Source organism: Streptomyces sp. NPDC059875 (assembly GCF_042731085.1).
Classification (GTDB): Bacteria; Actinomycetota; Actinomycetes; order Streptomycetales; family Streptomycetaceae; genus Streptomyces.
On the sequence record NZ_JBHWJZ010000013.1, the window covers coordinates 133,579 to 160,147 of the forward strand.

General features: G+C 73.8%; 24 protein-coding genes. 8 read left to right on the plus strand and 16 right to left on the minus strand.

The window, feature by feature from the left end; translation table 11 throughout:
* Positions 1 to 58 precede the first annotated feature (58 nt).
* The 5 genes from ACFV9D_RS18240 to ACFV9D_RS18260 all read right to left on the minus strand — a co-directional run bounded on the left by ACFV9D_RS18240 (position 59) and on the right by ACFV9D_RS18260 (position 5,049).
* Positions 59 to 211, minus strand: a complete 153-nt coding sequence (locus tag ACFV9D_RS18240; protein ID WP_385146640.1) for a hypothetical protein — start codon at positions 209 to 211, stop codon at positions 59 to 61.
* Between the two features lie 51 nt (positions 212 to 262).
* Positions 263 to 826, minus strand: coding sequence for a hypothetical protein (locus ACFV9D_RS18245; RefSeq protein WP_385146642.1), 564 nt, complete (start codon positions 824 to 826; stop codon positions 263 to 265).
* Positions 827 to 907: 81 nt separating this feature from the next.
* Entirely contained in the window at positions 908 to 2,329 is a 1,422-nt protein-coding gene (locus ACFV9D_RS18250) for an amino acid permease (protein WP_385146644.1), read from the minus strand.
* Positions 2,330 to 2,395: 66 nt separating this feature from the next.
* Positions 2,396 to 4,552 carry a phage holin family protein gene (locus tag ACFV9D_RS18255; RefSeq protein WP_385146645.1) on the minus strand — a complete coding sequence of 719 codons (2,157 nt, stop codon included), beginning with the start codon at positions 4,550 to 4,552 and terminating at the stop codon, positions 2,396 to 2,398.
* 92 nt (positions 4,553 to 4,644) lie between these two features.
* Positions 4,645 to 5,049: a recombinase family protein gene (locus ACFV9D_RS18260; protein ID WP_385146647.1), complete on the minus strand. Its 405-nt coding sequence runs from the start codon at positions 5,047 to 5,049 to the stop codon at positions 4,645 to 4,647.
* Between the two features lie 380 nt (positions 5,050 to 5,429).
* Between ACFV9D_RS18260 and ACFV9D_RS18265 the strand changes: the two genes are divergently transcribed.
* Together ACFV9D_RS18265 and ACFV9D_RS18270 are read left to right on the plus strand one after the other, a co-directional pair.
* On the plus strand, positions 5,430 to 6,203 hold the full coding sequence (locus ACFV9D_RS18265; protein WP_385146755.1) for an MBL fold metallo-hydrolase: 774 nt from the start codon (positions 5,430 to 5,432) through the stop codon (positions 6,201 to 6,203).
* A complete protein-coding gene (locus ACFV9D_RS18270) occupies positions 6,200 to 6,853 on the plus strand; it encodes a DedA family protein (RefSeq protein ID WP_385146649.1) in 654 nt (217 codons plus the stop codon). Before ACFV9D_RS18265 ends, ACFV9D_RS18270 begins: the two co-directional genes overlap by 4 nt.
* Here ACFV9D_RS18270 and ACFV9D_RS18275 read toward each other — a convergent pair.
* The 3 genes from ACFV9D_RS18275 to ACFV9D_RS18285 form a co-directional block, all read right to left on the minus strand.
* Positions 6,833 to 7,867 (minus strand): MBL fold metallo-hydrolase, encoded by a 1,035-nt coding sequence (locus ACFV9D_RS18275; RefSeq protein WP_385146651.1) that lies wholly within the window; start codon positions 7,865 to 7,867, stop codon positions 6,833 to 6,835. The two genes, ACFV9D_RS18270 and ACFV9D_RS18275, sit on opposite strands and share 21 nt — an antisense overlap.
* Positions 7,868 to 7,951: 84 nt before the next feature.
* Positions 7,952 to 9,184, minus strand: a complete 1,233-nt coding sequence (locus tag ACFV9D_RS18280; RefSeq protein WP_385146653.1) for an aminotransferase class I/II-fold pyridoxal phosphate-dependent enzyme — start codon at positions 9,182 to 9,184, stop codon at positions 7,952 to 7,954.
* Positions 9,185 to 9,482: 298 nt separating this feature from the next.
* Positions 9,483 to 11,333 (minus strand): transketolase, encoded by a 1,851-nt coding sequence (locus ACFV9D_RS18285; protein WP_385146655.1) that lies wholly within the window; start codon positions 11,331 to 11,333, stop codon positions 9,483 to 9,485.
* Between the two features lie 245 nt (positions 11,334 to 11,578).
* On the opposite strand from ACFV9D_RS18285, the gene ACFV9D_RS18290 reads away from it, so the two are divergent.
* From ACFV9D_RS18290 to ACFV9D_RS18300, 3 genes are all read left to right on the plus strand, one after another.
* Complete coding sequence (locus tag ACFV9D_RS18290; RefSeq protein WP_385146657.1) at positions 11,579 to 12,097, plus strand: GNAT family N-acetyltransferase; 519 nt, start codon at positions 11,579 to 11,581, stop codon at positions 12,095 to 12,097.
* A gap of 100 nt (positions 12,098 to 12,197) precedes the next feature.
* Positions 12,198 to 13,034 (plus strand): methyltransferase domain-containing protein, encoded by an 837-nt coding sequence (locus tag ACFV9D_RS18295; protein WP_385146660.1) that lies wholly within the window; start codon positions 12,198 to 12,200, stop codon positions 13,032 to 13,034.
* A gap of 21 nt (positions 13,035 to 13,055) precedes the next feature.
* Positions 13,056 to 13,406 (plus strand): VOC family protein, encoded by a 351-nt coding sequence (locus tag ACFV9D_RS18300; protein WP_385146662.1) that lies wholly within the window; start codon positions 13,056 to 13,058, stop codon positions 13,404 to 13,406.
* Between the two features lie 56 nt (positions 13,407 to 13,462).
* Here ACFV9D_RS18300 and ACFV9D_RS18305 read toward each other — a convergent pair whose 3' ends face one another.
* A complete protein-coding gene (locus ACFV9D_RS18305; RefSeq protein WP_385146664.1) occupies positions 13,463 to 15,427 on the minus strand; it encodes a DUF5107 domain-containing protein in 1,965 nt (654 codons plus the stop codon).
* A 213-nt stretch (positions 15,428 to 15,640) separates the two neighbouring features.
* Between ACFV9D_RS18305 and ACFV9D_RS18310 the strand changes: the two genes are divergently transcribed.
* Entirely contained in the window at positions 15,641 to 15,973 is a 333-nt protein-coding gene (locus ACFV9D_RS18310) for a DUF6204 family protein (RefSeq protein WP_385146666.1), read from the plus strand.
* Here the strand turns inward: ACFV9D_RS18310 and ACFV9D_RS18315 are convergent.
* From ACFV9D_RS18315 to ACFV9D_RS18325, 3 genes are all read right to left on the minus strand, one after another.
* A complete protein-coding gene (locus tag ACFV9D_RS18315) occupies positions 15,957 to 16,499 on the minus strand; it encodes a GNAT family N-acetyltransferase (protein WP_385146668.1) in 543 nt (180 codons plus the stop codon). The genes ACFV9D_RS18310 and ACFV9D_RS18315 overlap by 17 nt on opposite strands.
* 103 nt (positions 16,500 to 16,602) lie before the next feature.
* On the minus strand, positions 16,603 to 16,944 hold the full coding sequence (locus ACFV9D_RS18320) for a hypothetical protein (RefSeq protein WP_385146670.1): 342 nt from the start codon (positions 16,942 to 16,944) through the stop codon (positions 16,603 to 16,605).
* A 239-nt stretch (positions 16,945 to 17,183) separates the two neighbouring features.
* Positions 17,184 to 18,611, minus strand: a complete 1,428-nt coding sequence (locus ACFV9D_RS18325) for an MFS transporter (RefSeq protein ID WP_385146672.1) — start codon at positions 18,609 to 18,611, stop codon at positions 17,184 to 17,186.
* A gap of 158 nt (positions 18,612 to 18,769) precedes the next feature.
* Here ACFV9D_RS18325 and ACFV9D_RS18330 point away from each other — a divergent pair, with 158 nt between their 5' ends.
* Positions 18,770 to 19,519: a GntR family transcriptional regulator gene (locus ACFV9D_RS18330; RefSeq protein WP_385146674.1), complete on the plus strand. Its 750-nt coding sequence runs from the start codon at positions 18,770 to 18,772 to the stop codon at positions 19,517 to 19,519.
* Between the two features lie 78 nt (positions 19,520 to 19,597).
* The gene (locus ACFV9D_RS18335; protein WP_385146676.1) at positions 19,598 to 20,707 is read left to right on the plus strand and encodes an adenosine deaminase; all 1,110 of its coding nucleotides are present in this window, start codon (positions 19,598 to 19,600) and stop codon (positions 20,705 to 20,707) included.
* Between the two features lie 57 nt (positions 20,708 to 20,764).
* On the opposite strand, the gene ACFV9D_RS18340 is transcribed toward ACFV9D_RS18335, so the two are convergent.
* From ACFV9D_RS18340 to ACFV9D_RS18355, 4 genes are all read right to left on the minus strand, one after another.
* The gene (locus ACFV9D_RS18340; protein ID WP_385146678.1) at positions 20,765 to 21,508 is read right to left on the minus strand and encodes a GNAT family N-acetyltransferase; all 744 of its coding nucleotides are present in this window, start codon (positions 21,506 to 21,508) and stop codon (positions 20,765 to 20,767) included.
* A gap of 156 nt (positions 21,509 to 21,664) precedes the next feature.
* Positions 21,665 to 23,434 carry a CocE/NonD family hydrolase gene (locus tag ACFV9D_RS18345; RefSeq protein WP_385146758.1) on the minus strand — a complete coding sequence of 590 codons (1,770 nt, stop codon included), beginning with the start codon at positions 23,432 to 23,434 and terminating at the stop codon, positions 21,665 to 21,667.
* Positions 23,435 to 23,584: 150 nt separating this feature from the next.
* Entirely contained in the window at positions 23,585 to 24,535 is a 951-nt protein-coding gene (locus ACFV9D_RS18350) for an LD-carboxypeptidase (protein WP_385146680.1), read from the minus strand.
* Positions 24,532 to 26,547, minus strand: a complete 2,016-nt coding sequence (locus tag ACFV9D_RS18355; protein ID WP_385146682.1) for a S9 family peptidase — start codon at positions 26,545 to 26,547, stop codon at positions 24,532 to 24,534. Before ACFV9D_RS18355 ends, ACFV9D_RS18350 begins: the two co-directional genes overlap by 4 nt.
* Positions 26,548 to 26,569 lie beyond the last annotated feature (22 nt).

The window sequence follows — 26,569 nt, forward strand, 5'->3', positions numbered from 1 at the left end:
CATCGGGTCGGCCTCGGCCACGGTGCACCGTTCCGCAACTCGGCCCGCCGGCGGCCTCCTAGCGGGCGGGGCGGTCCTCCGGGGCGGGTCCGGGGGCGGGTTCGGGCTCGCGGACCGGTGCGCGTTCCGGCTCGCCGGGCGCGCCGCGTTCGGTGCGGGCCGCTTCGGCGCGCAGCAGGGCGCGGAGGACGGCGAAGGGGTCGACGGGCATGACGAAGCTCCTTGCGGTGGGGGGTGAGTGGCTGCGAGAGGTACGGGCCTCTCAGCAGCGCATCACCACGCACTGCCGGGCGTCGTGGGGCAGGGCCTTCGCGGGGGCGGGGGCGCCGGCGGCGCCGTCGGACGGTTCCGGGCCGCGCCGTCGGCCCGCGCCGCGGCGGGCGGCCCTCCCGTGCGAGCGGCTCCGGGCTGCCGGCGCGGCGGCCTCGGTCTCGCCGCTCTCGTGCGTCTCCCCACCCGGGTCGGCCGCACCGGACGCGGCGGGCCGCGCCTCGCTGCCTCCGGGACCGCCGACGCCGGCGCAGGCGCCGAACACGGCCGCCAGCACCAGCAGCACCGGAACCACGACGCGCCACAGCGCGGACGTCGGGCGACCGCACGGTCCGGCGATGCCTCGGCCGACCGCGAGGACGGGCGTCGCGGGAGCGACGCCCGCTCGGTCCGGGCGCGGACCGCGTGGCACTGCCGACTGCGGTCTCGGCTCCCTTCCCGTGCCGCCATGAACCTCGGCCCGCGCCGGGTCGGGGCAGGCCGCGAGCGACGTCCCGGGCCCGGAGGCGCCCGGCACCACCCCGCCCGCCGGGACGGCGGGTTCGGTGCGGGGCACGGAGGCGGGGCTCATGGAGATGCGTACTGCCCCGGGGCGCGCCCGACGTGCCGGGGTGGGCGGCGGATCCGCCCGGGCGGCCTACGCGGAGGCGCCCGAATTCACACGCTCGGACGCGCCCTCGGTCGCCGGCGGCGGCACCGGCGCGGCGGCCTCGCTCCCCCGCCGTGCCTTGCGCGCGGACATCCACGCGTACACGAGCACGCCCGCGAAGAGGAACAGCACGCCCTGGTACACCGCCGCGTATCCGGAGCCCGCGACGAGCCACATGGAGAAGCCGAAGGCGGCCGCGGCCAGGATTCCGTCGCGGATCAGGCGGGCGCGGTCGACGCGCTCGGACCGGCCGGAGAGCAGGAAGTAGATCTGGGCTGCGGTGGACAGCAGGTACGGGACGGTGGCGGTGAAGGTGGTGACGAGGACGAGGATCTCGAAGACTCCCTCGGTGCCGACCGTGTAGTTGTAGACGGTCAGGAGCGAGGCGAGGACGACGGTCACGAGGACGCCGACGGTCGGGACGCCGCGCCGCTTGTGGGTGAAGACCTTCGGGAAGAGTCCGTCGCGCGCGGCCGCGTAGGGGGTCTGGGCGCTCAGCAGCGTCCAGCCGTTGAGGGCGCCGACCATGGAGACCAGGGCCATGCAGGCGATGGCGGTGCCGCCCCACGAGCCGCCGAACATGGCGTTCACGGCGTCGGAGAACGGCGCGGAGGACTCGACGAGCCGGTCGTGGGCGACCGTGCCGAAGACGGCGAGCGTGCCGAGGAGGTAGATCGCGGCGGCGCCCAGGGTGCCGAGGACGGTGGCCCGGCCGACGTTGCGCCGCGGGTCGCGGACCTCGCCGGCGCTGACGGCCGCCGACTCGACGCCGAGGTAGCTGAAGAGCAGGATCGCGGCGGAGGCGGAGACCGCGCCGAGCGCGCCGTCGTCGCCGGCCTGGAAGGGTCCGAGGTTGGCGCTGTCGAAGAAGAACAGTCCGCCGACGGCGACCAGGAGGAGCGGGACGAACTTGAGGACGGTCGCGACGAGCTGCACGGCCCCCACGTACCGGGTCCCGGCGAGGTTCGCGAGCGCGGGCAGCCACTGGAGCGTGAGCGCGGCGGCGATGGTGGCGGCCTTCGACTCGTGGACGGGGATCAGCACGTCCAGGTAGCCGACGGCGGCGACGGCGAGGGCCGCGTTGGAGACCCAGGCGGTGATCCAGTACGACCAGGCCGCCAGGAATCCGGCGAAGTCGCCGAAGGCCGCGCGGGCGTAGACGTACGGGCCGCCGGTCTGCGGGTGGCGGTGGGCGAGCCGGCCGAAGACGAGGGCGAGGGCGATCGCGCCGAGGGTCAGGACACCGAAGGCGACCAGGCTGATCGTGCCGAAGGGGGCGACGGAGGCGGGCAGCAGGAAGATTCCGCCGCCGATGATGTTGCCCATGACCAGGGCGGTCGCGATCGGGAGTCCGAACCGCCGCGCGTGCTTGGTCTCTTCTGCGGACTGTTCGGGTATGGCCGTGCTCATGAGGGGTGGTGCGCCTTCCGTCGTGCAAACCCGAACATGGTCCGGCAGGCGAGACGCACCGCCAAATCAGCTGTTTTTGTCCGGCACGGCCGGGCCATCAACCGGAAGAAGTGCTTCCGAATCGGCTGTCGACGGCGAAATCTCCAGCGGCACCTGCGGGCCCGCGCACTCCCGCAGCCACCTCCGCAGCACGCGGTGCAGCTGCTCGGCCCCGACCAGATCGGCCGGAGGCGCCGAGAGGTCCACGGGCCACAGCAGGAAGGGCTGTGCCTGCTCGCCGCCCAGTCCGCCGTGCGAACCGATCTGCTCCTCGAAGGCGTGGACGGTGCCCGTCTCCGGGTCGTACATCGAGTTGACCATGATGTCGGCGACGTGCGGGAAGCCGTCCGTGCGCCGCACCGCGTCCGCCGCGCCCCGCCCGAAGACGGCGAGCGGCCCGTCGTCGGCGAGCTCGGCGACCGGTACCTCCGCCCCGTCCGGCCCGAGCACGACCGAGCCGTGCTCGGCGCTCGCGACCAGCAGGAAGCCGATGCCCGGGTGGTTGGCGAGGGTGCGCAGGAGCGCGGGGTGGCGGCGCTCGATCTCCTCGCGGGTCATCCGGTGCGGCACACCGGGGAAGGAGATCAGCCCCAGGTTGCCGGAGGCGAGCACGACCGGCCCGGCCTTGTCGGGCAGCACCGCTCCCCCGTCCTCCTCGTCCACCGGCCGGTGCAGCGCGCTGCGCAGCGCGTCGCGGGCGGCGTCCCGGGCCTCCGATCCGCTGCGGGTACGCCGCACCCGGCGCGGCACGGGCAGCCCGCACCCGGCGCGTACGAGATCGCGCAGGGTGAGCCCGTACGCGCTCTCGAAGGTCTCGCCGGGGCTCTGGCCGTGGTCGGAGAGGACCACGATCCGGTACGGGCGGGGCGCGTGTTCGGCGACCTTCGCGATCAGCGCGAGCGAGCGGTCGAGCCGGGCGAGGACCCGGTCGGTGTCGTGGCCGTGCGGGCCCGAGTGGTGGGCCACCTCGTCGTAGGCGACGAGGTCGGCGTAGACGGCGGTCCGCCCGGCCAGCATGTCCCCGATCACCGCGGCCACGACGACGTCCCGTTCCACGACGGTGGCGAAGGCCCGGATGAAGGGGTAGGTGCCGCCGCGCGAGACCCTCGGAGTCTGCTTGCGCACGCGTGCCCGGGTCGACTGGACCATCTCGCGGGCGGCCTCGGCGACGAACGAGCCCGCCGTACGGACGGCGTTGGCGGGGTCGGAGAAGTACGCGAAGTACCCGGAGCGCGAGCGGTTGCGCCGGCCGCGGCGGGCGGCCATCGACAGGACGAGGGCGAGCTGGTCGGCGCCGCCGCTGAAGAGGTTGCCGCGGGACGCGCCGTCGACGGTCAACAGACCGCCGTCCCCGGTGCGTTCGATGGCGCGTCGCTGGAGCTCGACGGCGCCGGCGGGGCGATTGGAGACCATCAGCCGGCCGGTGTCCTTCTCGTACCAGCGGAAGGCGGGCACGTCCTCGTTGGAACCGTGCAGGATGCCGAGCTGGCTGGCGCCGGTCTGGCTGGACCAGTCGGTGCGCCAGGAGGTGAGCCGGTGGGTGGTGTCGAGCCAGTCGGCGACGGTCGGCATCAGCCCGTCGGCGACGGCGTCGCGGAGCACTTGGTGGCCGACGCCGTCGAGTTGCAGGAAGAGCGTGCCGGGGGCGGACTCGGCGCCTCCCCCTACGCCTGGCGGCGTGGGGGGACCCCCAGTCACCGCCCGGGGGCGTGTGCGGTCGGCGAGCCGGTAGAGGCGGCGGCGGTAGGCGTCGTCGTCGCGTACGGCGAGCGCGGTGGAGGTGGCCGAGGCGACGGCCGACATCACGGCGGCGACCACGACGGCCGTCTCCGGGTCGGCGGCGCCGCGGCCGTCGGGGATGAGCCAGAGCGCGATCAGCAGCAGGGAGCCGTTGAGGAAGAACACCAACAGGCCGAGGACCAGGGCCGGTACGAGGAGCAGCGCACGGACGATCACGGGCCACACCAACGCGCTGAGCAGACCGAACGCGCCGGCGCCCCAGACGGCGGTGAGCGCGGTACGGGTGATGCTGTCGCCGTCGGCGGACTGGAGTTGGAAGTCGGGCAGCAGTCCGGCCAGGGCGAGCATGGTCAAGGTCGACACCGCCCAGACCACGATCACCCGCACCAGGGCGCTCCCCGCGGTCCGCCAGCGGCCGGCGGTACGCCATCGCCCGTCACCCACGCCCGGTTCACCTTTCACCCGTTACCTGCCTCAAGCGTGGCACATCACCCACGTGGCGCAGGGCGGGGCGCCCGCCGGGGGCTCCCGCGGGTTCAGCAGCCGTCGTAGCCGGCGGTGGGCATGGAGAGGCGGCGGTGTACGTCGGCCTTGCCCGCGGCGTCGTAGGCCGGCTCGTCGAGACCGGCGGTCTCCAGCCGTACGCCCCGCCGCTCGCACTCCGCGAAGAACGCGGACGCGTCGGTCAACGCCCGTGCGAGCACACGCTCGTTGGGGGCGACGAAGAGGTCGACGTGCCCGGCGTCCACGTCGGACCAGAGCGCGTCGTGGTCGGGCCGGATCCCGTAGCAGAGCAGCTGCCTCGTCACGACATAGCCCTTGTCGAGGGCCCAGCGGGCGCACATCTCGTGCTGGCTGCGCGTGTCGACCAGGAAGGGGTCGCTGTCGAGTTCCTCGAGCGGGGTGAGGCTGGCGATCGCCGCCACCCGAACGTCGTCCATGGACCGACCCTACTCCGAACCGAAGTCCGCGAGGAGGGCGCATCCGGGGCTCGCACGGCCCGCACGGGCTTGGCTCGCGCGGGGCTCACGGGCCGGGCCCGCGCGGGGCTCACGGACGGGGCTCGCGCGGGCCTCACGGCGGCGAGGAGTAGCCGCAGGTGTGGCAGATCCTCCAGCCGTCCTGGGTGACGGTCAGCACGCCCCCGCAGCGCGGACACTGCGCCGAATGGCAGGTCGTCCCCATCGTGCTCACCACGGCTCCCATCACCTTGCTCCACGATGGCTACCCCCGTGGCCCGCCCCGGACGCCCCGCGCCGCCCGCTTCGGACATCTACCCTCGTTACCAGCGCATCGACTCGGGCGGAAGGGCGGCGTACCGGTGGAGGTCACCTGGTGGGGTCATGCCACCTGCACGGTCGAGGACTCGGGGGTCCGGTTCCTCACCGATCCGCTCTTCGCGCGCCGGCTGGCACATCTGCGGCGGCGGCGCGGCGCGCTTCCGCCGCCCGAGGCCGCGGTCGCCGAGGTGGTGCTCGTCTCCCATCTGCACGCCGACCATCTGCATCTGCCGTCGCTGGCCCGGCTCGCCCCCGGGACGCGGCTGATCGTGCCGCGCGGCGCGCCGGCGGCCGTGGCGGGGCTGCGGAGACTCGACGGCCGGGGGCTGCGACTGACGGAGCTCGGGCCGGGCGACGCGGTGACGGTGGAGGGCGTGACCGTACGGGCCGTGCCGGCGCTGCACGACGGGCGGCGCCTCCCGGTGGGGCCGCACCGCTCCCCCGCGCTCGGGTACGTCGTCGACGGCGAGGCGCGGACGTACTTCGCGGGCGACACCGGTCTCTTCGACGGGATGGCCGAGGCCGTCGGCCCGGTGGACGTCGCGCTGCTGCCGGTGGGCGGCTGGGGGCCATATCTGGGACACGGGCATCTGGACGCGGGGCGGGCGGCGCAGGCGCTCGCGGCGCTCTCCCCCGCGGCGGCGGTGCCGGTGCACTACGGCACGTACTGGCCGATCGGGATGGACGCGATCCGGCCCCACGAGTTCCACGCGCCGGGCGACGAGTTCGTCCGGCACGCGGCGCGGCTCGCGCCGAAGGTGGCGGTGCATCTGCTGGGCCACGGCGAGCGGGTGCGGCCCGAGGTCGCCCGGTGATCGACGGTCTCTTCGGGGCGGTGCGGGAGCTGCCGCCCGAGTCGACGCAGCAGGCCGTCGGCTATCCCTCGCTGTTCCTGCTGGTGGCGCTGGGCGCGCTGGTGCCGGTGGTGCCGACGGGGGCGATCGTCAGTTCGGCGGCGGTGGTCGCCTTCCACCAGTCCTCTCCCCTGGCGCTGCTCTTCGTGTTCCTGGTGGCGGCCTCCGCCGCGCTCCTGGGGGACGTGGCGCTGTACTGGCTGGGGCAGCGCGGGGTGCGGTCGCGGAACGGCTCGCGGTGGCTGGCGGTGCTGCGCGGCCGGGCCGCCCCCGACCGGCTCGCGCAGGCGCAGGCGAAGCTGGAGACGCACCAGGTGTCGGTGCTCGTGCTGTCGCGGCTGGTGCCGGCGGGGCGGATTCCGGTGATGCTGGCGTGTCTGCTGGCGGAGGTGCCGCTGCGCCGGTTCGTCCGCGGGGACCTGCCGGCCTGTCTGGCGTGGGCGGCGACGTACCAGCTGATCGGGATTCTGGGCGGCTCGCTCTTCCCCGAGCCCTGGCAGGGCGTGGTGGCGGCGGTGGCGCTGACGGTGCTGATCAGCGCAGCTCCGGCGCTGTGGCGGCGGGTACGGGGCGCCAAGCGCGGCAGCAGGTCAGGGAGCGAGCACGCGTGAGGCCCCGACGGGGAGGTCCCAGAGGTCCTGGCGGCGCAGTCCGGCCCGCTCCCAGGCGGCCCTGACCCGGGTGAGGGGTTCGAGGACCGGTTCGGAGGAGAGCACGAAGGTCGCCCAGTGCATCGGCGCCATGCGCAGCGCACCGAGGTCCTGGAAGGCGCGGACGGCCTCCTCGGGGTCGGTGTGGACGTCGCTGAGCCACCAGCGCGGGTCGTAGGCGCCGATCGGGAGCAGGGCGAGGTCGATGCCGGGGTGGCGGCGCCCGATCTCGGCGAACCAGTGGCCGTAGCCCGTGTCGCCGGCGAAGTAGACCCGTCGGTCGAAGGGGTCGGTGATCACCCAGCCGCCCCACAGCGAGCGGCAGGTGTCGAGCAGGGTGCGCTTGGACCAGTGGTGGGAGGGGACGAACTCGAAGCGCACGCCGTCGAGTTCTGCCGCCTCCCACCAGTCGAGTTCGGTGACGCGGTGGAACCTGCGGCGGGTGAACCAGCGGCCGAGGCCGGCGGGGACGAAGACGGGGGTGTCCCGGGGCAGCCGCTTGAGGGTGGGGGCGTCGAGGTGGTCGAAGTGGTTGTGGCTGATGACGACCGCGTCCACCGGCGGCAGGTCCTCCCAGCGCACCCCGACGGGCGTGATCCGGGCCGGGGTACCGAGGATCCGGCGGGACCACACGGGGTCGGTGAGGACGGTCAGACCGCCGGCGTGGACGATCCAGCTGGCGTGGCCGGCCCAGGTGACGGCGAGCGTGTCGGGCCCCGCGGCGGGCAGCGGGCCGGGCGCGAACGGCAGCAGCGGGATGTCGCGCAGGCCGTCGGAGCCGGGGCGCACGGCGCCCTCGCGGGCGAGTCGGGCCATGGCGCGGACGCCGGGGAGCGGCGCGGTGAGACGGTCGGCGAAGGAGCGCGGCCAGTCGTCCCGGATCCGGCCGAGGGGTTGGAGGGCGGGTGCGGGGGCGGTCCGGCCGTCGGGTGCGCTCTGCGGGGCCTGCGTCGGCCGTGCCGTCTGTTCCGTCATCTGCGTGCTCCGTTCTGCGCAGTCCGTCGGGGACGTCTTACAGGCGTGCGTACGGGCGCCCGGGAGTCCGAAGTACCGGCAAGGTCATCGGAGTTCCTCAAGAGCGGCTCCGAAGGCACTCAACGCACGGGCCACGTGCGGCAATTCCACCGGGTCCGCCGAAGTGAGGGCTTCCATCCGCTCCTCCTCGGTCGCTCCCAGGAACGCGCCGGTGTCGAACCGCACGCGCAGGGCGCCGAGTTCGTCGCCGAAGCGGTGCCCGCCGGGGACCGGGGTGCCCAGCCGCTCGCTGAGGTGGTTCTCCAGCTCCATGGAGTCGGTGACGCCCCGCGCGGAGAGCCCGGCCCGGAGCGGACCGAGGTCGGCGTAGAGGTGGCGGCCGGCCTGCGGGGGCCGGGCGAGGGCGCCGGCGGTGAGGACGGCCCGGTGCGCGGCGGCGGCCACGCGCGCGTGGAGGGCGGCGGAGAGGGCGGCGCGTACGGTGACGTCCTCCGGTTCGTCGAGGGCGTGTGCGGCGGCGGGGGCGACCGGTCCCGCGACGAAGCCGCCGAGCGCGGTGAGGATGTCCAGGGTGCGGGCCCGGGGGTCGGTGTAGCGGTCCGCGCGCGAGGGGTCGGTGGGCGGGAAGCGGGCCACGGCGCAGGGCCAGGCGGCCGGGGCGAGGGCGCCGGCCAGGTCGCAGAGGACGGTGACGTCGTCGGGGCACATCTCGGCGGGGCTGAGGAGCACGGTGTCGTGGCGTCGGTGCAGGGTGTCGCGCCAGGTCTCGTCGCTGATGATGTGCAGCCCCTCGGCGACGGCGGCCTCGCACGCCTCGCGGACCAGTTCGGGCGGGGCGACGGTGGCGGTGGGGTCGTCGGCGACGGAGAGCAGCAGCAGGCGGGGGTGGCCGCCCTCGGCCCGGACCCGCCGGACGGTTTCGAGCAGGGCGTACGGGTCGGGGACGCCGCCGCACTCGGCGGGGGTGGGCACGTGGTAGGCGGGGCGGCCGAGGAGGCGGGCCTGCGGGGTCCACCAGGCGGGGCAGGGCCGGGGCATCAGGACGTCGCCGCCGTGGGCGGCGATCAGGGCGAGCAGCAGGGGCCGGGCGCCCGGGGCCGCGACGACGTCCTCGGCGTGGGTGCGCAGGCCGCGCCGCCACCAGTAGCCCGCGGCGGCCTCACGGAGCACGGGCCCGCCGCCGGGCGACTCGACGGCGGTACGGTCCGCGGCGGCGGTGAGGAGCGCGGCCAGTCCGGGCAGCACGGGCATGCCGGGTTCCGGGGCCGGAGGTCCGTAACGCACCGGCCCGCGGCCTTCCGGAGCCGTCTGCCGCATCTCCCGCACCTCCTGAGCACCGGGTGGCGCCCCGCACGACGCCCATAGTGCCCTTTATACGAAGGTTCGGGGTGGTTCGCTGCTTCGGGGACGGCCGGGACGGGGCCGGTGAGGCGGGTGGGCAGCGAGGGGCCCATGCGGTGCCGGGCCGGCTCGACCAGGGCCGTCCGGGTGACGGAGGGGACGCCCGGCCCGCCGAGCGCCCGCGCCGGTCGTGTCCGCGTCGGTTGTGTCCGCGCCGGTCGTGCCCGCGGCGATCGTGCCCGCGTCGGTTGTGTCCGCGTCGGTCGTGTCCGGTTCAGCGGACCAGGACGCGTTCCAGCATCAGCTCGACCGCCGAGACGATCGCATCCGCGTCGATGCCCGCCTCGTGGAGCTGTTCCTCCGGGGTCGCGGAGAGGGGCATCGAGCGTACGGCGAGTCGTGCGAGGCGGGGCATCCCGCCGTGTCCGTTGGCGTAGGCCTCGGCGACGGCGTCGCCGAGCCCGCCCTCGGGGTGATGGTCCTCCACGGTCAGGACGCAGCCGGTCGTCCCGGCCGCCTGGTCGAGCGTCTCGGTGTCCACGGGCTTGACCGAGTAGAGGTCGATCACCCGGACCGGCATGCCCTCCTCGGCGAGCCGGTCGGCGGCCTTCAGGGCCTCGTGCACGGTCACCCCGGCGGCGACGACGGTCGCCCGGTCGTCCTCCCCGTGGCTGCGGAGCACCTTGCTCCCCCCGACCGGGAAGTCCTCCTCGGGTCCGTACACGACGGGGGTGGCGCCGCGCGTGGTGCGCAGATAGCGGACGCCTTCGAGGTCGGCCATGGTCGCCACGAGCTTCGCCGTCTGGTTGGCGTCGCAGGGATAGAGGACGGTGCTGCCGTGCACCGCCCGCAGCATCGCCAGATCCTCCAGGCCCATCTGGCTCGGCCCGTCCTGGCCGATGGAGACCCCGGCGTGCGATCCGACGAGGTTGATGCCGGCCCGGCTGACGGCCGCCATCCGGACGAAGTCGTAGGCGCGGGTGAGGAACGCGGCGAAGGTCGAGGCGTACGGGACGTAGCCGCGCGCCTGGAGCCCGACGGCGGCCCCCACCAGCTGCTGCTCGGCGATCCAGCACTCGAAGTAGCGCTCGGGGTGGGCCTTCGCGAAGAACTCGGTACGGGTCGAGTCGCCGACCTCGCCGTCCAGCGCGACGACGTCGCCGCGCACGTCTCCGAGTGCGGCGAGGGCGTGTCCGTAGGCGTCCCGGGTGGCGACCTTCTCGCCCTTGCCGTACTTCGGGAGCCGTGGCGTGCCGTCGCCGGCGAGCCGCGGCACCAGCGCTGCGGGCGGATCGGTGACCTGGACCCGCAGGTCGCTCCTGCCGCCCAGCTCGGCGATGGCGGCCTCGGCGTCCTTGAGCGGTTTGCCGTGCATCCCCTCGCGGTTCTCGACGGCGGCCACACCCCGGCCCTTGCGGGTGGCGGCGAGGACGGCGGTGGGCCGGCGGACGGTCGCGCGGGCCTCGCGCAGCGCCGCGTCGACGGCCTGGACGTCATGGCCGTCGATCCGTACGGTGTGCCAGCCGAAGGCCTCCAGGCGGGCGGCGTAGGCGCCCAGGTCGTGCTGGTGGCGGGTGGGGCCGCGCTGGCCGAGGCGGTTGACGTCGACGATCAGGGTGAGGTTGTCCAGTCGGCAGTACGCGGCGTGCTCGACGGCCTCCCAGACGGACCCCTCGGCCATCTCGCTGTCCCCGCTGACCACCCACACCTGGTACGGGACCCGGTCGAGGAACTTGCCTGCCAGCGCCATGCCGACCCCGATGGGCAGGCCCTGCCCCAGGGAGCCGGTGGCGACGTCCACCCAGGGCAGCCGGGGTGTGGGGTGGCCTTCGAGGAGGCTCCCCTTGCCGCGGAAGGTGAGCAGCTCGCTCTCGCCGACGACGCCCGCCGCCCGGTACATGGCGTAGAGCAGGGGCGAGGCGTGCCCCTTGGAGAGGACGAGCCGGTCGTTGCCCGGATGGTCGGGGCGGTCGAAGTCGTAACGCAGGTGCCGGGCGAGCAGCACGGCGCCGATCTCGGCGGCCGACATCGAGGAGGTCGGATGGCCGGAGCCGGCCGCGTCGGCGGCGCGTACGGCATCGACGCGGAGCTGCCGGGCGAGCGAGGTCATCGTTTCGTTCCGCATCGAGAGCCTTCCTCCACGTGCCTGCGGCGCCGTCGGGAGCTGCGGGATCCACACCGCCCGGGTACCCAGGCCGCTCGCCCGTATGCCCGCCAATGTCCCGCCGGTGCCGCCCGTCCCGCCCGTATGCCCGCCGGTATCCGGGCCGTGTGCCCGCCCGTACCACCTGCGTGCCCGCCGATGCCCTGGCCGTACTTCGGCCGATATCCGCTCGCCCCTGGTGCGGGGAACCCCCGAGAATGCGGCGCATGCCGATCCGTGGAGCACGCCCCCAGGACGCGGCGGCGATCGCCGCCGTCCATGTCCGGTCCTGGCAGGCCGCCTATCGCGACCTGCTCCCCCGCCCGTACCTCGACGGCCTGGACGTCGAGGAGCGCACGGCCGTCTGGGCGGTGCGGCTGGGCGCGCCGGAGCCGCCCACCGTGCTCGTCGCGACGGAGGCCGACGGGCGGGTGGTGGGGTTCTGCTGTGTCCGGGCCTGGCCGGAGGACGATCTGGATCCCGGCACGACCGGGGAGGTCGCCGCGCTCTACGCACTGCCCGAGGTGTGGGGCACGGGGGTGGGCCGGGGGCTGCTCGCCGCGTCCGAGGAGGCGCTGGTGGCGGGCGGGTTCCGCGAGGCGGCGCTGTGGGTGCTTGCGGACAACGCCCGTGGGCGGCGCTTCTACGAGGCGGCCGACTGGCGGCATGACGGCACGGTCGTCCAGGACGTGACGGCGGGCCGGACGCTCGACGAACTCCGGTACCGGCGGCGCCTGTTCCACTGACCGACACCTACCAGGTGTGTCCATATCGCGAGATCGAGGTCTCACTATACGGCCGGTGCGCGTACCGTGGTCGTACCCACCCACACGAGGGAGTCCGGTCATGACCCATGCCTCCGAGCAGTCCAGGCCGCAGGAGACCGCCGTCTACACCCACGGCCACCACGAGTCGGTACTGCGCTCGCACAGTTGGCGCACCGCCGCGAACTCCGCGGCGTATCTGGTCCCCGAGCTGCGGCCCGGCCTGGACGTCCTGGACGTGGGCTGCGGCCCCGGCACCATCACCGCCGATCTGGCCGCGCTGGTCACGCCCGGCCGGGTGACCGCGGTCGACGCCGCCGAGGACGTCCTGGCCAAGGCGCGGGCCGTGGTCGCCGAACGGGGCCTGGAGAACGTGGAGTTCGCGGTCGCGGACGTCCACGCCCTGGACTTCCCGGACGACTCCTTCGACGTCGTCCACGCCCACCAGGTGCTGCAGCACGTGGGCGATCCGGTGCAGGCGCTGCGCGAGATGCGGCGGGTCTGCCGACCGGGCGGCGTGGTCGCCGCCCGGGACAGCGACTACGGAGCCTTCGCCTGGTACCCGGAGCCGCCCGCCCTGGCGGCGTGGCAGGAGCTGTACGCCCGGGTCGCCCGGGCCAACGGCGGCGAACCGGACGCCGGGCGGCGGCTGTTCGCCTGGGCGCGACGGGCGGGGTTCACGGACGTCACGGCGACGGCCGGCACCTGGTGCTTCGCGACACCGGAGGAGCGGGCGTGGTGGAGCGGGCTGTGGGCGGACCGGACGACGGAGTCCGTGTACGCGAAGCTGGCCGTGGACGGCGGCCACACGACGCCCGACACGCTGACCGCGATCGCCGAGGCGTGGCGGGAGTGGGGCCGGCAGGAGGACGCCTGGTTCATGGTCCCGCACGGCGAGATCCTGTGCCGCGTCTCCTGACCCTCAACTAGGCTCGTCCCCATGGAGATTCTGGGGACCACGTTACGTGTCTGCGTCGACGACCTCGATTCGGCAGTGGACTTCTACGAGCGGCTCACCGGCGCTTCCGCCCTGCGCTTCGAGCGGGGCGGGGTCTCGGTCGCGGCCATCGGCTGCTTCCTGCTGATGAGCGGGCCCGAGTCGGAGCTGGAGGTCCTGCGCAAGGTCGCCGCGACCATCTCCGTCGAGGATGTGGACGCGGCGTTCACCCGGCTGACGGAGGCGGGCGCCAAGATCGTTGCCGGCCCGGTCCCGACCCCGGTGGGCCGCAATCTGATCGCGGTCCACCCGGACGGCTCGGTCTTCGAGTACGTCGACCGCCGCGCGGCCTGAGCCGTCGGCGGCCCCGCCCGCTGGGCCCTGTCCGACCATGATCCGCCGGACAGGCCCTAGGGGCGCATCCGGAACTCGTAGAAGTCCGGGAGCGGTTCGTCGGTCAGGGCCGACCACACCTCGCCCAGGACCTCGGCGCCCTCCCGCAGGTCCGCCACCTCGAAGCCCGCGTCGAAGACGGCGCGGGCCTCGCTCTTCCGCGCCTCGGCGAGGAGAAGGCGGGCCTCGAGGAACCGGAATGCCCCGCGGCCGCGGACCGGCCCGGGCAGTCGCTCCCACAGGGCGCGGGCCCGCGCCACGCGGCCGGCGGCCAGGAGCGCGGTGACGGCCTCATGGCCCAGGGCGGCGGTCACCACGGCGTCGCCGTCCGCGGGCAGCGCGTCGAAGGCCTCCGCGAACCGCTCGGCCGCCCGCTCCGGGTGGCCGCCCTCCTCGTCGGCGACGGCCAGGCAGTACAGCAACGGCCAGCGCACACGGGCCTGTCGGAGTCCGCGCTCCCAGCTCCGTACCGCCTGCGCCAGATCACCCGCGTGCCACTGCGCGATTCCGAGGTGGTACTCGGTGAACGGCTCCGCGGGCGCGGTCTCCAGCATGTCGCGCCAGTGGTCCGCGACCAGCGCCGGCCCCGGTGCGGCACCCTCGTGCGGCTGCGGCAGCACGCCGGTGCGGAGCAGCTCCAGCCACGGCTTCTGTTCCTCCCCCAGGGTCGACAAGGGGAACGGAGTCCCGGGCAACTCGTGGCCCCCGGCCAGGACTTCCAGCGCGCCCCAGCCCGATCCCGTGGCGAGGAAGGTCAGTGGTGCGGCGTCGGCCGGGCCGACGCGCCACGCCTCGTACGCGGCCTCGACGGCGGCGCGCGGCAAAGCCTCCTCCAGGACCCCTTCCACGTCCGCGCGGGCCGCCGCCCAGTCCGCTCCGTGCACCGCCGTCGGCTCGGCGGTCAGCGGTCCGTACACCTCCAGCCAGCTGAACTCCGCGCCGCCCTCCAGCGTCAGGTGCTCCAGCTGGGTACGGGCGAGTCCGGCCTGGATCTCGGCGTAGCCGGGGGCGCCGGGTTCGGTGAGCCACTCCTGCCAGCGCCGGCCGCCCCGGGCCGAGCCCCAGAGGAAGAGCTTGCGCCCCCGCAGCAGGTCCGTGGACGTCTGGACGAGGCCCGCGCCGGTCGTGTCGAGGGCGGCGATCCAGCGCCGCCGCGCCTCGGGGACCTCGTAGAAGTAGTCGGCGGGAAGGGTGCTGCGCAGCGGGTACGTGCGGTCCTCTGCCGTGCCGGTGCCGTCCTCCGCGACCGGGACGGGGACGCGGCGCAGGCCGCGCTCGTAGCCGTGGTACCAGGCCTCGTCGGCGGGGGCGAGGACCCGACGGTCCTCGGGGACGGCGGTGTTGGACCACCAGTAGACGGGGACGGCCCGCTCGTGCGGGTTGCGGATCCGTATGCCCACGTGGAGGAAGTCAGAGTCCTCGGGCAGCCACAGGTCGACCTGGAAGGGCAGGTCGCGCAGGCGCTCCCACTCCCACAGGCGGAGCATCTCCCCGCCGCCGGGGGCCGGGACGATGGCGGCGTGGAGCGGGGAGCAGGAGAGCGTGGTGTGGCCGGTGGCGCCGATGTTCCATTCGATGCCCCCGGCGAACCAGGCGCCGTTGAGGGCGAAGGCGGCGGGCTGGAACACCGGGTTGCGGTGGAGCAGTTCGCGTCCGGTGGGCTTGTGGTGCAGGGAGTGGACCCGGCCGCCGAGTCCGGGCAGCACGGTCGCCCGCACCCGGTCGTTCTCGAGGACGATCGCGTCGAGGGCGGTGGGCGTGCGCTCACGTCCGTAGCCGTCACGGACCGGGACCGGGAGGAGGGAGCGCAGCGGGGCGTGGCCGAGCTGCCGCGCCATGTCGCGCGGCATGTCCTCCTTGGCCGGTTCGTCGACCGCGTGCGCCGCGTCGAGCTTCCGCAGCGCGGGCAGCGGGTTGTCCGGGCCCAACGGGGCCGCGGGCAGGGTCAGTACGGCACGTCGTACGGTCGTCATGTCGACCATGGAACACGGCGGGCCCGCTCCTGACCAGGGGCTCTCCACGTCAGGCTTCGGTAAAGGCTGCCACGACGAGGGCCGTGGGGTCCCGCTGGCCGCGGCCGGTGGCGAGGGCCGGCTCCTCGCCGCCCGCGGCGCCGATATTCCGCATGCGCCGCGTCCTCGCCGCCGTAGTCTGGATCTTCGACGCCCGAGGTGAACGACGTGAGGACCAGGGGAATGAGCACCGAGCACACCTACCGAGTGATCGTGCGCGGCACGTTCGACGGCCTGTCGGAGGAGAGCCGGGCCCGGCTGCTCGCCGAGGTCGACGCGCACGGGATGACGGCGATGCGGTTCACCCCCGAGGGCTCGCTCGCGTACGACAGGACGCTGAAGCACTTCTCGTACCGGCTGGTCGTGGTCTCGGACGCGGCGGACGGCGAGGAGCTGGCGGCGGCGATCGCCGAGGACCGGGTGGAGACGGCGCTCAAGGAGCTCGGGCACGGCTTCGGCGAACTCAGGTCGTCCGTCACGGACATGGACACCATGAAGATCAACTACAAGCGGTGATCGCCCATCGCTCGTGATCGCGCCAGGCACCGTCGATGAAGAGCATGGCGGGCGAGAACCCTTCCAGCCGGAATCCGGCCCGGCGGACGAGTGCCCGGGAAGCGGCGTTGCCCGGCTGGATGTTGGCTTCGAGGCGGTGCAGGCCGAGCGGGCCGAAGGCGTAGGGGAGCAGGAGGCCCAGCGCCTCGGTGAGCATCCCGCGCCCGGCCGCGTGCGCGAAGGCCCCGTAACCCAGGGCGCCGCTGAGGAAGGCCCCGCGGACGATGTTGTTGATATTGACGAACCCCGCGATCCGCCCGTGCTCCGCGCGCTCGCAGACCAGGAACCCGGCCTTGGCGGGGTCCTCGATCAGCGTGCGGGCATAGGTGGCGTACGCCTCGGGGCGGTCGGGCGGGAAGAGCCAGGGCCGGTGCAGCTCCCGGCTCTCGCGCGCCCGGGCGGTGAACTCCTCCGCGTCGTCGAAGGAGTAGGGCCGCAGGCCGACGCGGGGCCCGGCGGTGAGGTACTGACCAAGATCGTCGGACATGGCCCCAGGCTAACCGTGGGCGGCCCCGCCCCTTCGGCGAGCGACCGGCCTCCGGCAGGTGAGCGGCGGGCACCGGCGGGTGAGCGAACGGGTCAGCGGCGGGTCAGCGGCGGGCCGAGCGGACCTTCCGCGGGCAGGTCTCGCCCTTCTTCACCACACCGATCACGACGGTCGTGCGGCCGTCGAGCGCCACGCCCTCGTCCGGGTGCTGGGTGCACACCGTCCAGTTCGGCGGCCACAGCACCAGACGGTCGCGCCCGCCGACGTCATGGACGTCGACGCGGGTGCGGTGGTCGAGTGTCGTGAAGACCCGCCAGAGTCCCTTGCCGAGGAACCCGGGCATCGGCGGGGCGTCCTCCGCGGCCACCGCCTCCTCCCCCGCGGTGACGGCCACCGCCGCGAGCGCGAGGACGGCACCCGTGCCCAGGACCGCCGCTCGCCTCATCCCCGCCTCCGAGCCGCCGCGGTGAGGCTCGCGACGGCCGCGATGGCGATCCGGCCGGGCGTGAAAGGTCCGGTGGGCGGGGGCCCGCCCGTGCTCGATGTCTCCTTGGGACTCATGCCCGGACCTCTCCTCCTCGTACGCGGCCGCCCCCGTGGGACCAGGATGGAGGGATCCGGTCCGCACGGGGGCGGTGGGAGGGGCCGTACGGGTGAGGGTGCGGCCTCGCCCGGCGGGCCCGGTCAGTGGTGGGCGAGGACCAGCTGAGGCTCGTCGGCCGGCGCCTCGGCCGGGTCCGGGCGCTGGATGAGCAGAGCGGTCACGACGCCGATACCGAGCAGCGCGAGCGCGGTGTACATGGCGTGCTGGTAGCCCGCCTCGGTGGGGCCGCCCGCGTCGCTGCCCGCCGTGATCATCGCGGAGGCCAGGGCGATGCCGAGCGAGGCCCCGATGCCGAAGCAGGCGCCGTTGAGGCCGGAGAGCGAGCCGGGCTTGTCCTTCGGGGCGGTGGTGACGGCGAGCCCGTTGAGGCCGGTCAGCATGAATCCGCCGTACGTGACGCCGAGCGCCGCGAGCGAGGCGACCAGGATCCACTCGTTGTGCAGGAAGAAGGTGGCGAAGAGGAAGATCGCGAAGTTGGCGACCGCGCCGGTGACGACGATCGTGCGCCAGCCGATCTTCGGGCCGAGGCGCCCGGTCAGCGGGGCGGAGATCACGCCGATGAGCTGGATCGGGGTGAGGAAGAGGACGGCGGCGGTGACGGCGGAGAGGCCGAGGCCGACCCGGGCGTCCTGCGAGAAGAGCGGGATCGTGAGCGCGATGGCGCCGAAGGCACCGCCCAGAGTGCAGATCGTGGTGAGCAGCAGCGGCCAGGCGCGGCGCGAGGCGAGCACCTCGATGTCGATGACCGGGTTGGCCGCGCTCTTCTGCGAGACGACGAAGAAGACGAGCGAAGCGGCACCGCCGAGCAGGAAGCCGAGGGTGAGGACGGAGGTCCAGCCCCAGGCGGCGCCCTGGGCGAGGCCGACGAGGATGCCGGTGAGGCCGAGCGCGAGGGCCGCGATGCCGCGGGAGTCGAAGCGGCCGTCGGTCGCGGTGGCCGGGACGTCGGGGACGTACTTCCGCACGCCGATCAGGCCCGCGACGGCGATCAGGGTGGAGCAGACGAAGATGCCGCGGAAGCCGATGGTGTCGGCGATCTGGCCGCCGGCGATGGCGTCGACACCGGCGAGGCCGCCGTTCACGGCGGTGATGATGCCCGCGGCCTTGCCGAAGCCGGCCGGCGTCAGCAGCTGGTTGAGGGTGAGGAAGGCGAGGGTGAACATCGCGGCCGAGATGCCCTGGAGGATGCGGCCGGCGATGAAGATCTCGATGTTCGGCGCGAAGACGCAGAGCAGGTTGCCGGCGATCAACACGAAGGCGCAGACGATCATCATCGGCTTGCGGCCGCGCTGGTCGCTGAGGCGGGCGAGGGTGACCTGGCCGATGGCCGCCATCAGGAAGAAGAGGGTCTGCGAGAGGCCGGCGGCGGCCGTGGTGGTGCCGAGGCGCTCGATGACATCCGGCAGCGCGGGGCTGAGCATCGTGGCGTTGATCTGGTATCCGAGGACGGCGAGCACCATCGCCAGCAGCATGGGCCCACGGCCCTTGAGGTCGGATGTGGCTGACATGTGGGGCCCCTTTGCCGTGGATGTCATAACGATGAACAGAGCTTGTCTGACAAGCAGCGCCCAGACAGAGTGAGTTCTACGCGCGTCACACGTCAAGACCCTTTGACCTGTGATTCCGAATACCGTTCACTTGCCGACAAGTGAGCCGAGGAGGGGTAGTGGCAGTCAGCGGACAGCAGCGGAGACCGGTCGTGGTGCTCTACGAGCGGATCGCGGACGCCATCCACGACGGCACCTATCCCCCCGGCTCGACCCTCCCCTCCGAGCCGAAGCTCGCCGGCGAGCTGGGCGTGAGCCGCCCCGCCCTGCGCGAGGCGCTGCTGCTCCTCCAGGAGGACGGTCTGCTGTCCGTACGGCGCGGGGTCGGCCGGACCGTCAACGACCACCCGCCCCGCCGCGGCTTCGAGCACATCCAGCCCTTGGAGGAGCTGATCGGCGCGGGCGCGCCGCTGCGCGTCCGGGCGCTGCTGCGGGCGGTCGAGGAACCCACCGACTTCACCACCCAGCACCTGCTCGCGCCGGCCCGGGCGGAGCTGCGGTTCTGGGAGTCACTGCTGGTCGGCGAGGGTGCGGCGGCGGCGCTCAGCCAGGAGTGGGCGGCGGCCGACGACGTACTGGAGCGGGCGCACCCGGCCTTCGCCGAGGCGCTGCGCACGGAGCCCGCGCCCGAGCGGACCTCGATGCTGGCGGTGCTCGCCGGGGCCTCGCGCGGAGTGCCGCTGGGGGCCCACAGCAGTGTGACCGCGACGCTGCTCGGCCAGCGCCGCGGCGATCAGCTCGGCCGCCCGGCCGACACCCCGGCGGTGCTGGTCACCCAGGTCGTACGGGTCGAGGACACTCCGGTCCTCGCGGCGAAGCACATGCTGCCGACAGGGGCCCCGGCACTCCCGGTCCTCCAGTTGAACTGAGCGGGCGGCCCCGGCGCAGCCGGTCGCGCGGCCGGCGTCACAGCGTCGGACCGCCGTCGTGGCGTACACTTCCGCGCCATGCACTTGTCTGACAACCCTGCCGCCCCGCTCAGCGCCCCGGTCTCCATACCCGTCGCCGAGTGGATCCGCCGCGCGCCCAAGGCCGTCCTCCACGACCACCTGGACGGCGGCCTGCGCCCCGCCACCATCGTCGAACTGGCCCGGGAGTGCGGCTACACCGCGCTGCCGACCGAGGACCCGGCCGCGCTCGCGGTCTGGTTCCGGGACGCCGCCGACTCCGGTTCGCTGGAGCGGTACCTGGAGACCTTCGCCCACACCTGCGCGGTGATGCAGACCCGCGAGGCGCTGCACCGCATCGCGGCCGAGTGCGCCGAGGACCTGGCCGCGGACGGGGTCGTCTACGCCGAGATCCGCTACGCCCCCGAGCAGCACCTGGAGGCCGGGCTGAGCCTCGACGAGGTCGTCGAGGCCGTGAACGACGGCTTCCGCGAGGGCGAGCGCCGCACCGGCGGCCGGATCACGGTCCGCGCCCTCCTCACCGGGATGCGCCACACCGACCGTTCCCTGGAGATCGCGCAGCTCACGGTCGCCCACCGCGAGCAGGGCGTGGCCGGCTTCGACATCGCCGGCGGCGAGATCGGCAACCCGCCGGCCCGCCACCTGCCCGCCTTCCAGCACCTCAAGCGGCACAACTGCCACTTCACGATCCACGCCGGCGAGGCCGTCGGCGCGGAGTCGATCCACGAGGCGGTCCAGGTCTGCGGCGCCGAGCGGATCGGCCACGGCGTGCGGATCACGGACGACATCGCCGAGGACGGCACGCTCGGCCACCTCGCCGCGTACGTCCGCGACAACCGGATCGCCCTGGAGGTCTGCCCGACCTCGAACCTCCAGACGGGCGCGGCGAAGGACTACGCCTCGCACCCGATCGACGAGCTGCGCCGCCTCGGCTTCCGCATCACGCTCAACACGGACAACCGGCTGGTCTCCGGCACCACCATGAGCGAGGAGTTCCAGCACATGGTCGATGCGTTCGGCTACGGCCCGGAGGTCTTCGAGGAGTTCACGGTCGCCGCGCTCGACGCCGCGTTCCTGCCGCTCCCGGACCGGCAGCGGCTGATCGACGAGGTCGTGCGCCCGGGGTACGCGGCGCTCGCGGCCCGCTAGTCGCACGGCGAAGAGCCCCCGCCCGGGCGGGGGCTCTTCGCTATGCCGCGGGTGGCGCTACGCCGGTACGAGCGGGCCGCGCGGCGCCGTCGCGTCGAGCCGGGGCGCCGCATCGAGCCCGGGCGCCCCGTCGAACCGAGCCGCGCGCAGCCGGGCCGCCGCGTCGAGCCTGGCCTCGATGACGGCCCGCACGGCCGGCCACTCCTCGTCGAGGATCGAGTAGAAAGCGGTGCTGCGCACGGCTCCGTCGAGCCCTCGCGAATGCGCCCGCCGGACGCCCTCGCAGGTCGCGCCGAGGCGTTCGATGGCGGCCCGGGAACGCACGTTCCGGGCGTCGGCCCGCATCGAGATGCGCCGCACCCCCCACACCTCGAAGGCGTACCGGAGCATCAGCAGCTTGGCCTCGGTGTTGATCCCGGTGCCCTGGGCCCGGGGCGAGAGCCAGGTATTGCCGATCTCCGCGGCGTCCGGCACCGCGGTGACCGGGTCGCCGTAGGGCATCCCTGGCACCGCGGGCCAGACCAGTGGCCCCTGCCAGTAGTCGAGCTCCAGAAACCTCGTCGAGCCCACCACCTGCCCGTCGACGGTACTGACGACGGCGAAGGGAAGCGCTCGGCCCGCGGCCTGTTCGGCCAGGGCACGTTCGATGTAGATCTCTGCCGCGTCCAGGCTGTGGGGGACGGGCGTGAACGCGTACGTCGTACGGTCCTCGGTGCCGGCCGCGGCGATCGCGGCGGCGTGCTGTGGTGCGAGGGGTTCCAGCCGTACGGTGCGGCCGGACAGCACAACGGGAAGTGGCACGGGGCCTTCGGTCCTTCTGCGAGTGGGAGCTGCCACTGCCCCGCGCCGACGTCACGGCGCAAGGGCGGTGGCACAGTCTCCGTCCCGCTGCCCACGGAGTGGGAAAAGAACAGGTAAAGAACGACCGAAGGTCGCGTGAATCCACCCTTCTGGCTGCTACCCCACCTGGCCCTTGACAACGGGCAGCTCCAGGGTTCCGGTGTCCTCGGGCGCGGCCGTGATCGTCACCGGCTTGATCCCCCGGTTCCCGGAGTACGCGTCGTCACTGGCGGCGATCACGAACTCCAGTCGGTGACCCGTCTCGTAGCGGTGCACGATGCCCGGCAGCTCCACCGTGAACGACCGGGTCGCGTCCGGTACCCGCACCGGCGCCACGAGCCGGTTGACCAGGGTCTTCTTGCCGTCCGGAGCGATGTCGTAGACCTTGGCGAAGAGCACGAGCTTGTCGGCGGCGTCGCCGGAGTCCTGGACGCGCTCGGTCTTCGGGGAGACGACCCGGAGCGTGGCCTTCGGGGCGCCGACGACGTCGACGGGGGCGGTGAGCGGGGCGCTGGCCCAGCCGAGGTAGGTGCCCTTGATGTCGTACGGCTGGGGATCGGGCAGACCGATCATGCCGGCGAGCGAGGACTCCGAGTGGCTCGTGGGGACCAGCCAGTTGCTGTACTCCCGCGAGCCCCGGGCGACCTCGGCGCGGTTGTCGACGAGCTTGCCGTCCCCGGAGAGGTAGAGCTTCCGGCTGAGGCCGGGGACGGTGGCAGCCGTGCCGTAACCGCTCTGCCAGGAGCGGTAGTAGGCGAACTCCGCCCCCGTGTCGGCGCTCCGGTCGCGCCGCAGGTACCGGTCGAACCAGGCGAGGACGCGCTGACCGACGTAACTGGTCTCCAGATTGCCCTGCCCGAGGTCGAGTTCACCGGGCGCCTGTCCCCCGCTGTGCCCCCAGGACTGCCAGATCATCTTGGTCTCGACGCCGCGCGCCTGGAGTCGCTCGTAGGTGTCCTGGGCCTCGTTGAGGTTGAAGAGGCTGTCGGACTGGCCCTGGACGATCAGCGTCGGGGCCTTGACCTTGTCGAGGTACGAGACCGGGGAGACGCTCCGGGCGAAGTCGAGCATCTTCTTGGTGTCGGCCTCGAGGTAGCGGCCGGAGTTGAGCAGCCGGACGGTGCCGCAGGCGTCGGTGACGACGTGCAGACAGCGGAGGCTGTTGATACGGGAGGGGTCGAGCGAGGGGACGAGGAGCGGCTGCCCCTCCCCCATCAGGTAGAAGCCGTTGGCCCACTGCCATTTGAAGACACCGGGGGTGGCGCGGTCGGCGCCGTTGGGGGCGAGGGAGTACGCGAGGTCGTTCCAGGTGATGAGCGGGACGAGCGCGTCGAGCCGGGGGTCGACGGAGGCGGTGGCGAGCTGGATCGCGCCACCGTAGGAGCCGCCGATCATGCCGACGCGTGGGTCGCCCGCGCCGTCCTTGGTGACGAAGTCGGCGCGGGTGCCGTCGTCGGCGGCGCGGCTGCCGCCGAGGAAGTCGAGGAGCCGGGTGGCGGCCTGCCCGTCGATGCGGGGGTCGTCGAGGGATATCAGGCAGCCGGACTTGCCGAAGCCGAGCCCGGAGTAGACGAGTCCGACGTATCCACGGGCGGCGAAGGCCTTTCCGATGGCGTCGATGGACCCGTCCGCCTTGCTCCCGCCGAAGCCGTTGGTGGCGACCACGGCGGGCGCCGGATGCGCCGCGTCCACCCCGGCCGGCCGATAGAGATCGGCGTCGATCGCGCAGGTACGCCCGCCCGCCTCGACGGTGAAGGTCAGCGGGGTGACGGTGTACGAACCGGTCTCGGCACCACTCGCGGGTCCGGCGAACGCGAGGGGCGCCGCCAGCGCCGTACTCGCGGCCAGGGCAAGGAGCTTGCGGGACAGCGGTAGCGCACGGGACACGGACACGGGGACCTCCACGCTGAGGATTACCGACTGGTAAGTACCGAGCCGGGCCCATGGTGTGACACGTGTCAGAGGCGCGTCAACGCGCGCGACAGAGGTTGTTGACGAAGATTCAGTGAAGGTGCGGCACGGCGGAGATGCTCCGCCTCAGACCAGCGCGGGCGCGTCCAGTGTCAGCGTCCCCGACTCCGCGTCCAGGACTCCCGGCACTCCCAGGGGGAAGGTCAGCGCCGTCTCGCTGTGGCCGAAGCCCAACTCCTCGACGACCGGGACGCCGAGGCCGCCCAGGCGGTCGGCGAGGACGGCCCGGACGTCCTCGTAGGGGCCGCACTCGGCCCATGAGCCGAGGCCGATGCCCGCGACGCCGTCGAGCCAGCCGGAGCGGAGCAGTTGGGTGAGGATCCGGTCCAGGCGGTACGGCTCCTCCCCCACGTCCTCCAGGAGCAGCAGGCCGCCGCGGGCGGAGGGGCGGGCGTGCGGGGTGGCGAGGTCGGCGGCGAGGAGGCTCACGCAGCCGCCGAGGGTGACGCCGTGGGCGCGGCCGGGGACCAGGGGGCGGGCGGTGTCCAGGCCGAGGGTCCGCACGGACTCGGGTTCCAAGAGGGTGGCCCGCAGGGACTCCTGGGTGCGGGGGTCCTTGAGGAACGTGGCCGCCGCGACCATCGGTCCGTGGAGCGTGGCGAGGCCCGCGCGGACGGCGAACGCCTCGTGCAGGGCGGTGACATCGCTGTAGCCGACGAAGACCTTGGGCCCTGCGGCCCGCATCGCCGACCAGTCGAGCAGATCCACCATCCGCTGGACGCCGTAGCCGCCCCGGGCGCAGATCACCGCGGAGACCCCGGGGTCGCACCAGGCCTCCTGAAGGTCCCGAGCCCGGTCCTCGTCCGCACCGGCGAGATACGCCAACTTCCCGTGCACGTCCAGGACATGGGGCGCAACCACCGGTTCGAGCTCCCAGCCGCGCAGGAGGTCGAGCCCGGCCGCGAGCCGCTCCTCCGGGATCGGTCCGCTGGGCGCGACGACGGCGACCCGGGAGCCGGGGCGCAGTCGCGGAGGGCGGGTGAGGGGAGTCACGGTCGCCGCTTCGGCTCCGGTCACTTCTTCAGCTCCAGAAGGGGGACGTCGGACCGGGCGATGCCGAAGGTCTGTGCGTACAGGGAGAGTTCGGACTCCAGGGCGCGGATCATCGTCTCGGCACGCCGGAAGCCGTGGCTCTCGCCCTCGAAGGCGATGTACGCGTGCGGGATCCCCCGTCCCGCCATGCGCCCCAGGAACCGCTCGGCCTGCGCGGGCGGGCAGATCACGTCGTCGAGCCCTTGGAGCAGGAGGAAGGGCGCGGAGATCCGCTCGACGTGATCGAGCGGCGAGCGTTCCCGGTAGCGGGCCGGCACGTCGGCGAGCGGGCCGATGAGCGACTCCAGGTACCGGGATTCAAAGTCGTGGGTCTCGTCGGTGGCCCAGCCCAGCAGGTCGAGGATGGGGTAGATGATGGTGCCGCAGGCGTAGACCTCGGAGGTGACGAGGGAGGCGGCGGTGGTCCAGCCGCCCGCGCTGCCGCCCCGGATCGCGAGCCGCGCCGGGTCGGCGGTGCCCTCGGCGGCGAGGGCCTCGGCGACGGCCGCGCAGTCCTCCACGTCGACCACGCCCCACTGCTCGCGCAGCCGCTCGCGGTACGCACGGCCGTAGCCGGTGGACCCGCCGTAGTTGACCTCGGCGACGCCGATGCCCCGGGAGGTGAAGTAGGCGATCTCCAGGTCCAGGACGAGCGGGGCGTGCCCGGTCGGCCCGCCGTGCGCCCACACCACGTAGGGCGGCAGCTCTTCGCCGGGGGCGATCCGGTCGGGGTTGTGCGGCGGGTAGACGTGGGCGTGGATCTCGCGGTCGTCGGGTCCGGTGAAGGTACGGATCTGGGGCTCGGGGTAGTACGCGGGGTCGACCGGGTCGTCGTGGGCAGAGCCGATGACCCGGACCCGGCCGGTACGGGTGTCCAGCTCCACGACCTCGTAGGCGCTGCGCGGGCTGGCGGCCACGCCGACGACCCGGGTGCCGTGCACGGCGAGGGTGGCGGCCCACTCGGTCCAGGGTCCTGCCGCGTCGACGAGTTCGCCGCTCTCGGGGTCGAGTATGCCGAGCGTGGTGGCGCCCTTGCCGTGGATGACGGCGACGAGTCCGTTCTCCAGGGGCTGGAACCAGCCGAGGCCGATCTTCCAGAGCGGTCCGCCGAACTCCTCGGGGCGGGGGCACAGGGCGACCGGCTCACCGCCGCCGCTCTCACCACCGTCTCCGTCGCCCGCCCGGTAGAGGTTCCACCAGCCGGTGCGGTCGCTCACGTACAGCAGCCGGCCGTCCGCGGTCCAGCCGACCTGCGCCACCGACTCCTCCGGCCCGCCGGCGACGGGCCGCGCGCCCCGGAACGTGCCCTCGGCCGTGACGTCGGCGAGAAGGACCTCCGTGCCGTCCCAGGGCATCCGGGGATGGTCCCAGCCGATCCAGGCCGCCTGCCGTCCGTCGGGGGAGAGCCGGGGGCCGGTGACGAACCGGTGGCGTCCGTCGGAGAGTTCGCGTACGGCGGCCCGGTCCTCGGCGGCCGATCCGTCGAGGGGTACGGCGGCGAGGACGCGGCGTACGTCGGTGGGCGCGGGGCCGGTGAACTCCTCCAGGACGCACCAGACTTCGCCGCGCTCGGGGTGGATCACGGGGTCGGCCCAGCGCAGTCCGCCGCCGACGGTGGAGACGGGGGTGAGCGGTCGGGGTTCTGCTCCGGAGCCGGCGGTGTCCGTGTCGGGTTCGTACGCGTACAGCCGCTGGTCGGGGAAGTGGCTGAACACCACGAGCGGCCCGTCGTCCGCGCGCGCCTGGCCGGCCCAGGGCTGTCCCCCGTACTCGACGACCCTGCTGCGGACGTTCCACGGGGCGGGGAGCACCGACTCCTCGGTGCCGTCGGCTCGTCGGCGGACGAGCGCCCGCCGGCCGCCCTCGGTGGGCCGCGGCGCGGTCCACCACACCTCGTCGCCGACGACGCCGACGTACTCGGGGCGGCCGTCGTGGCGGGCGGCGAGCGCGGCGTCGATGGGTGAAGGCCAGGTGCCGTAGGCGCCCGTGGGTACCATCTCGTCTTCCTTTACACGGACT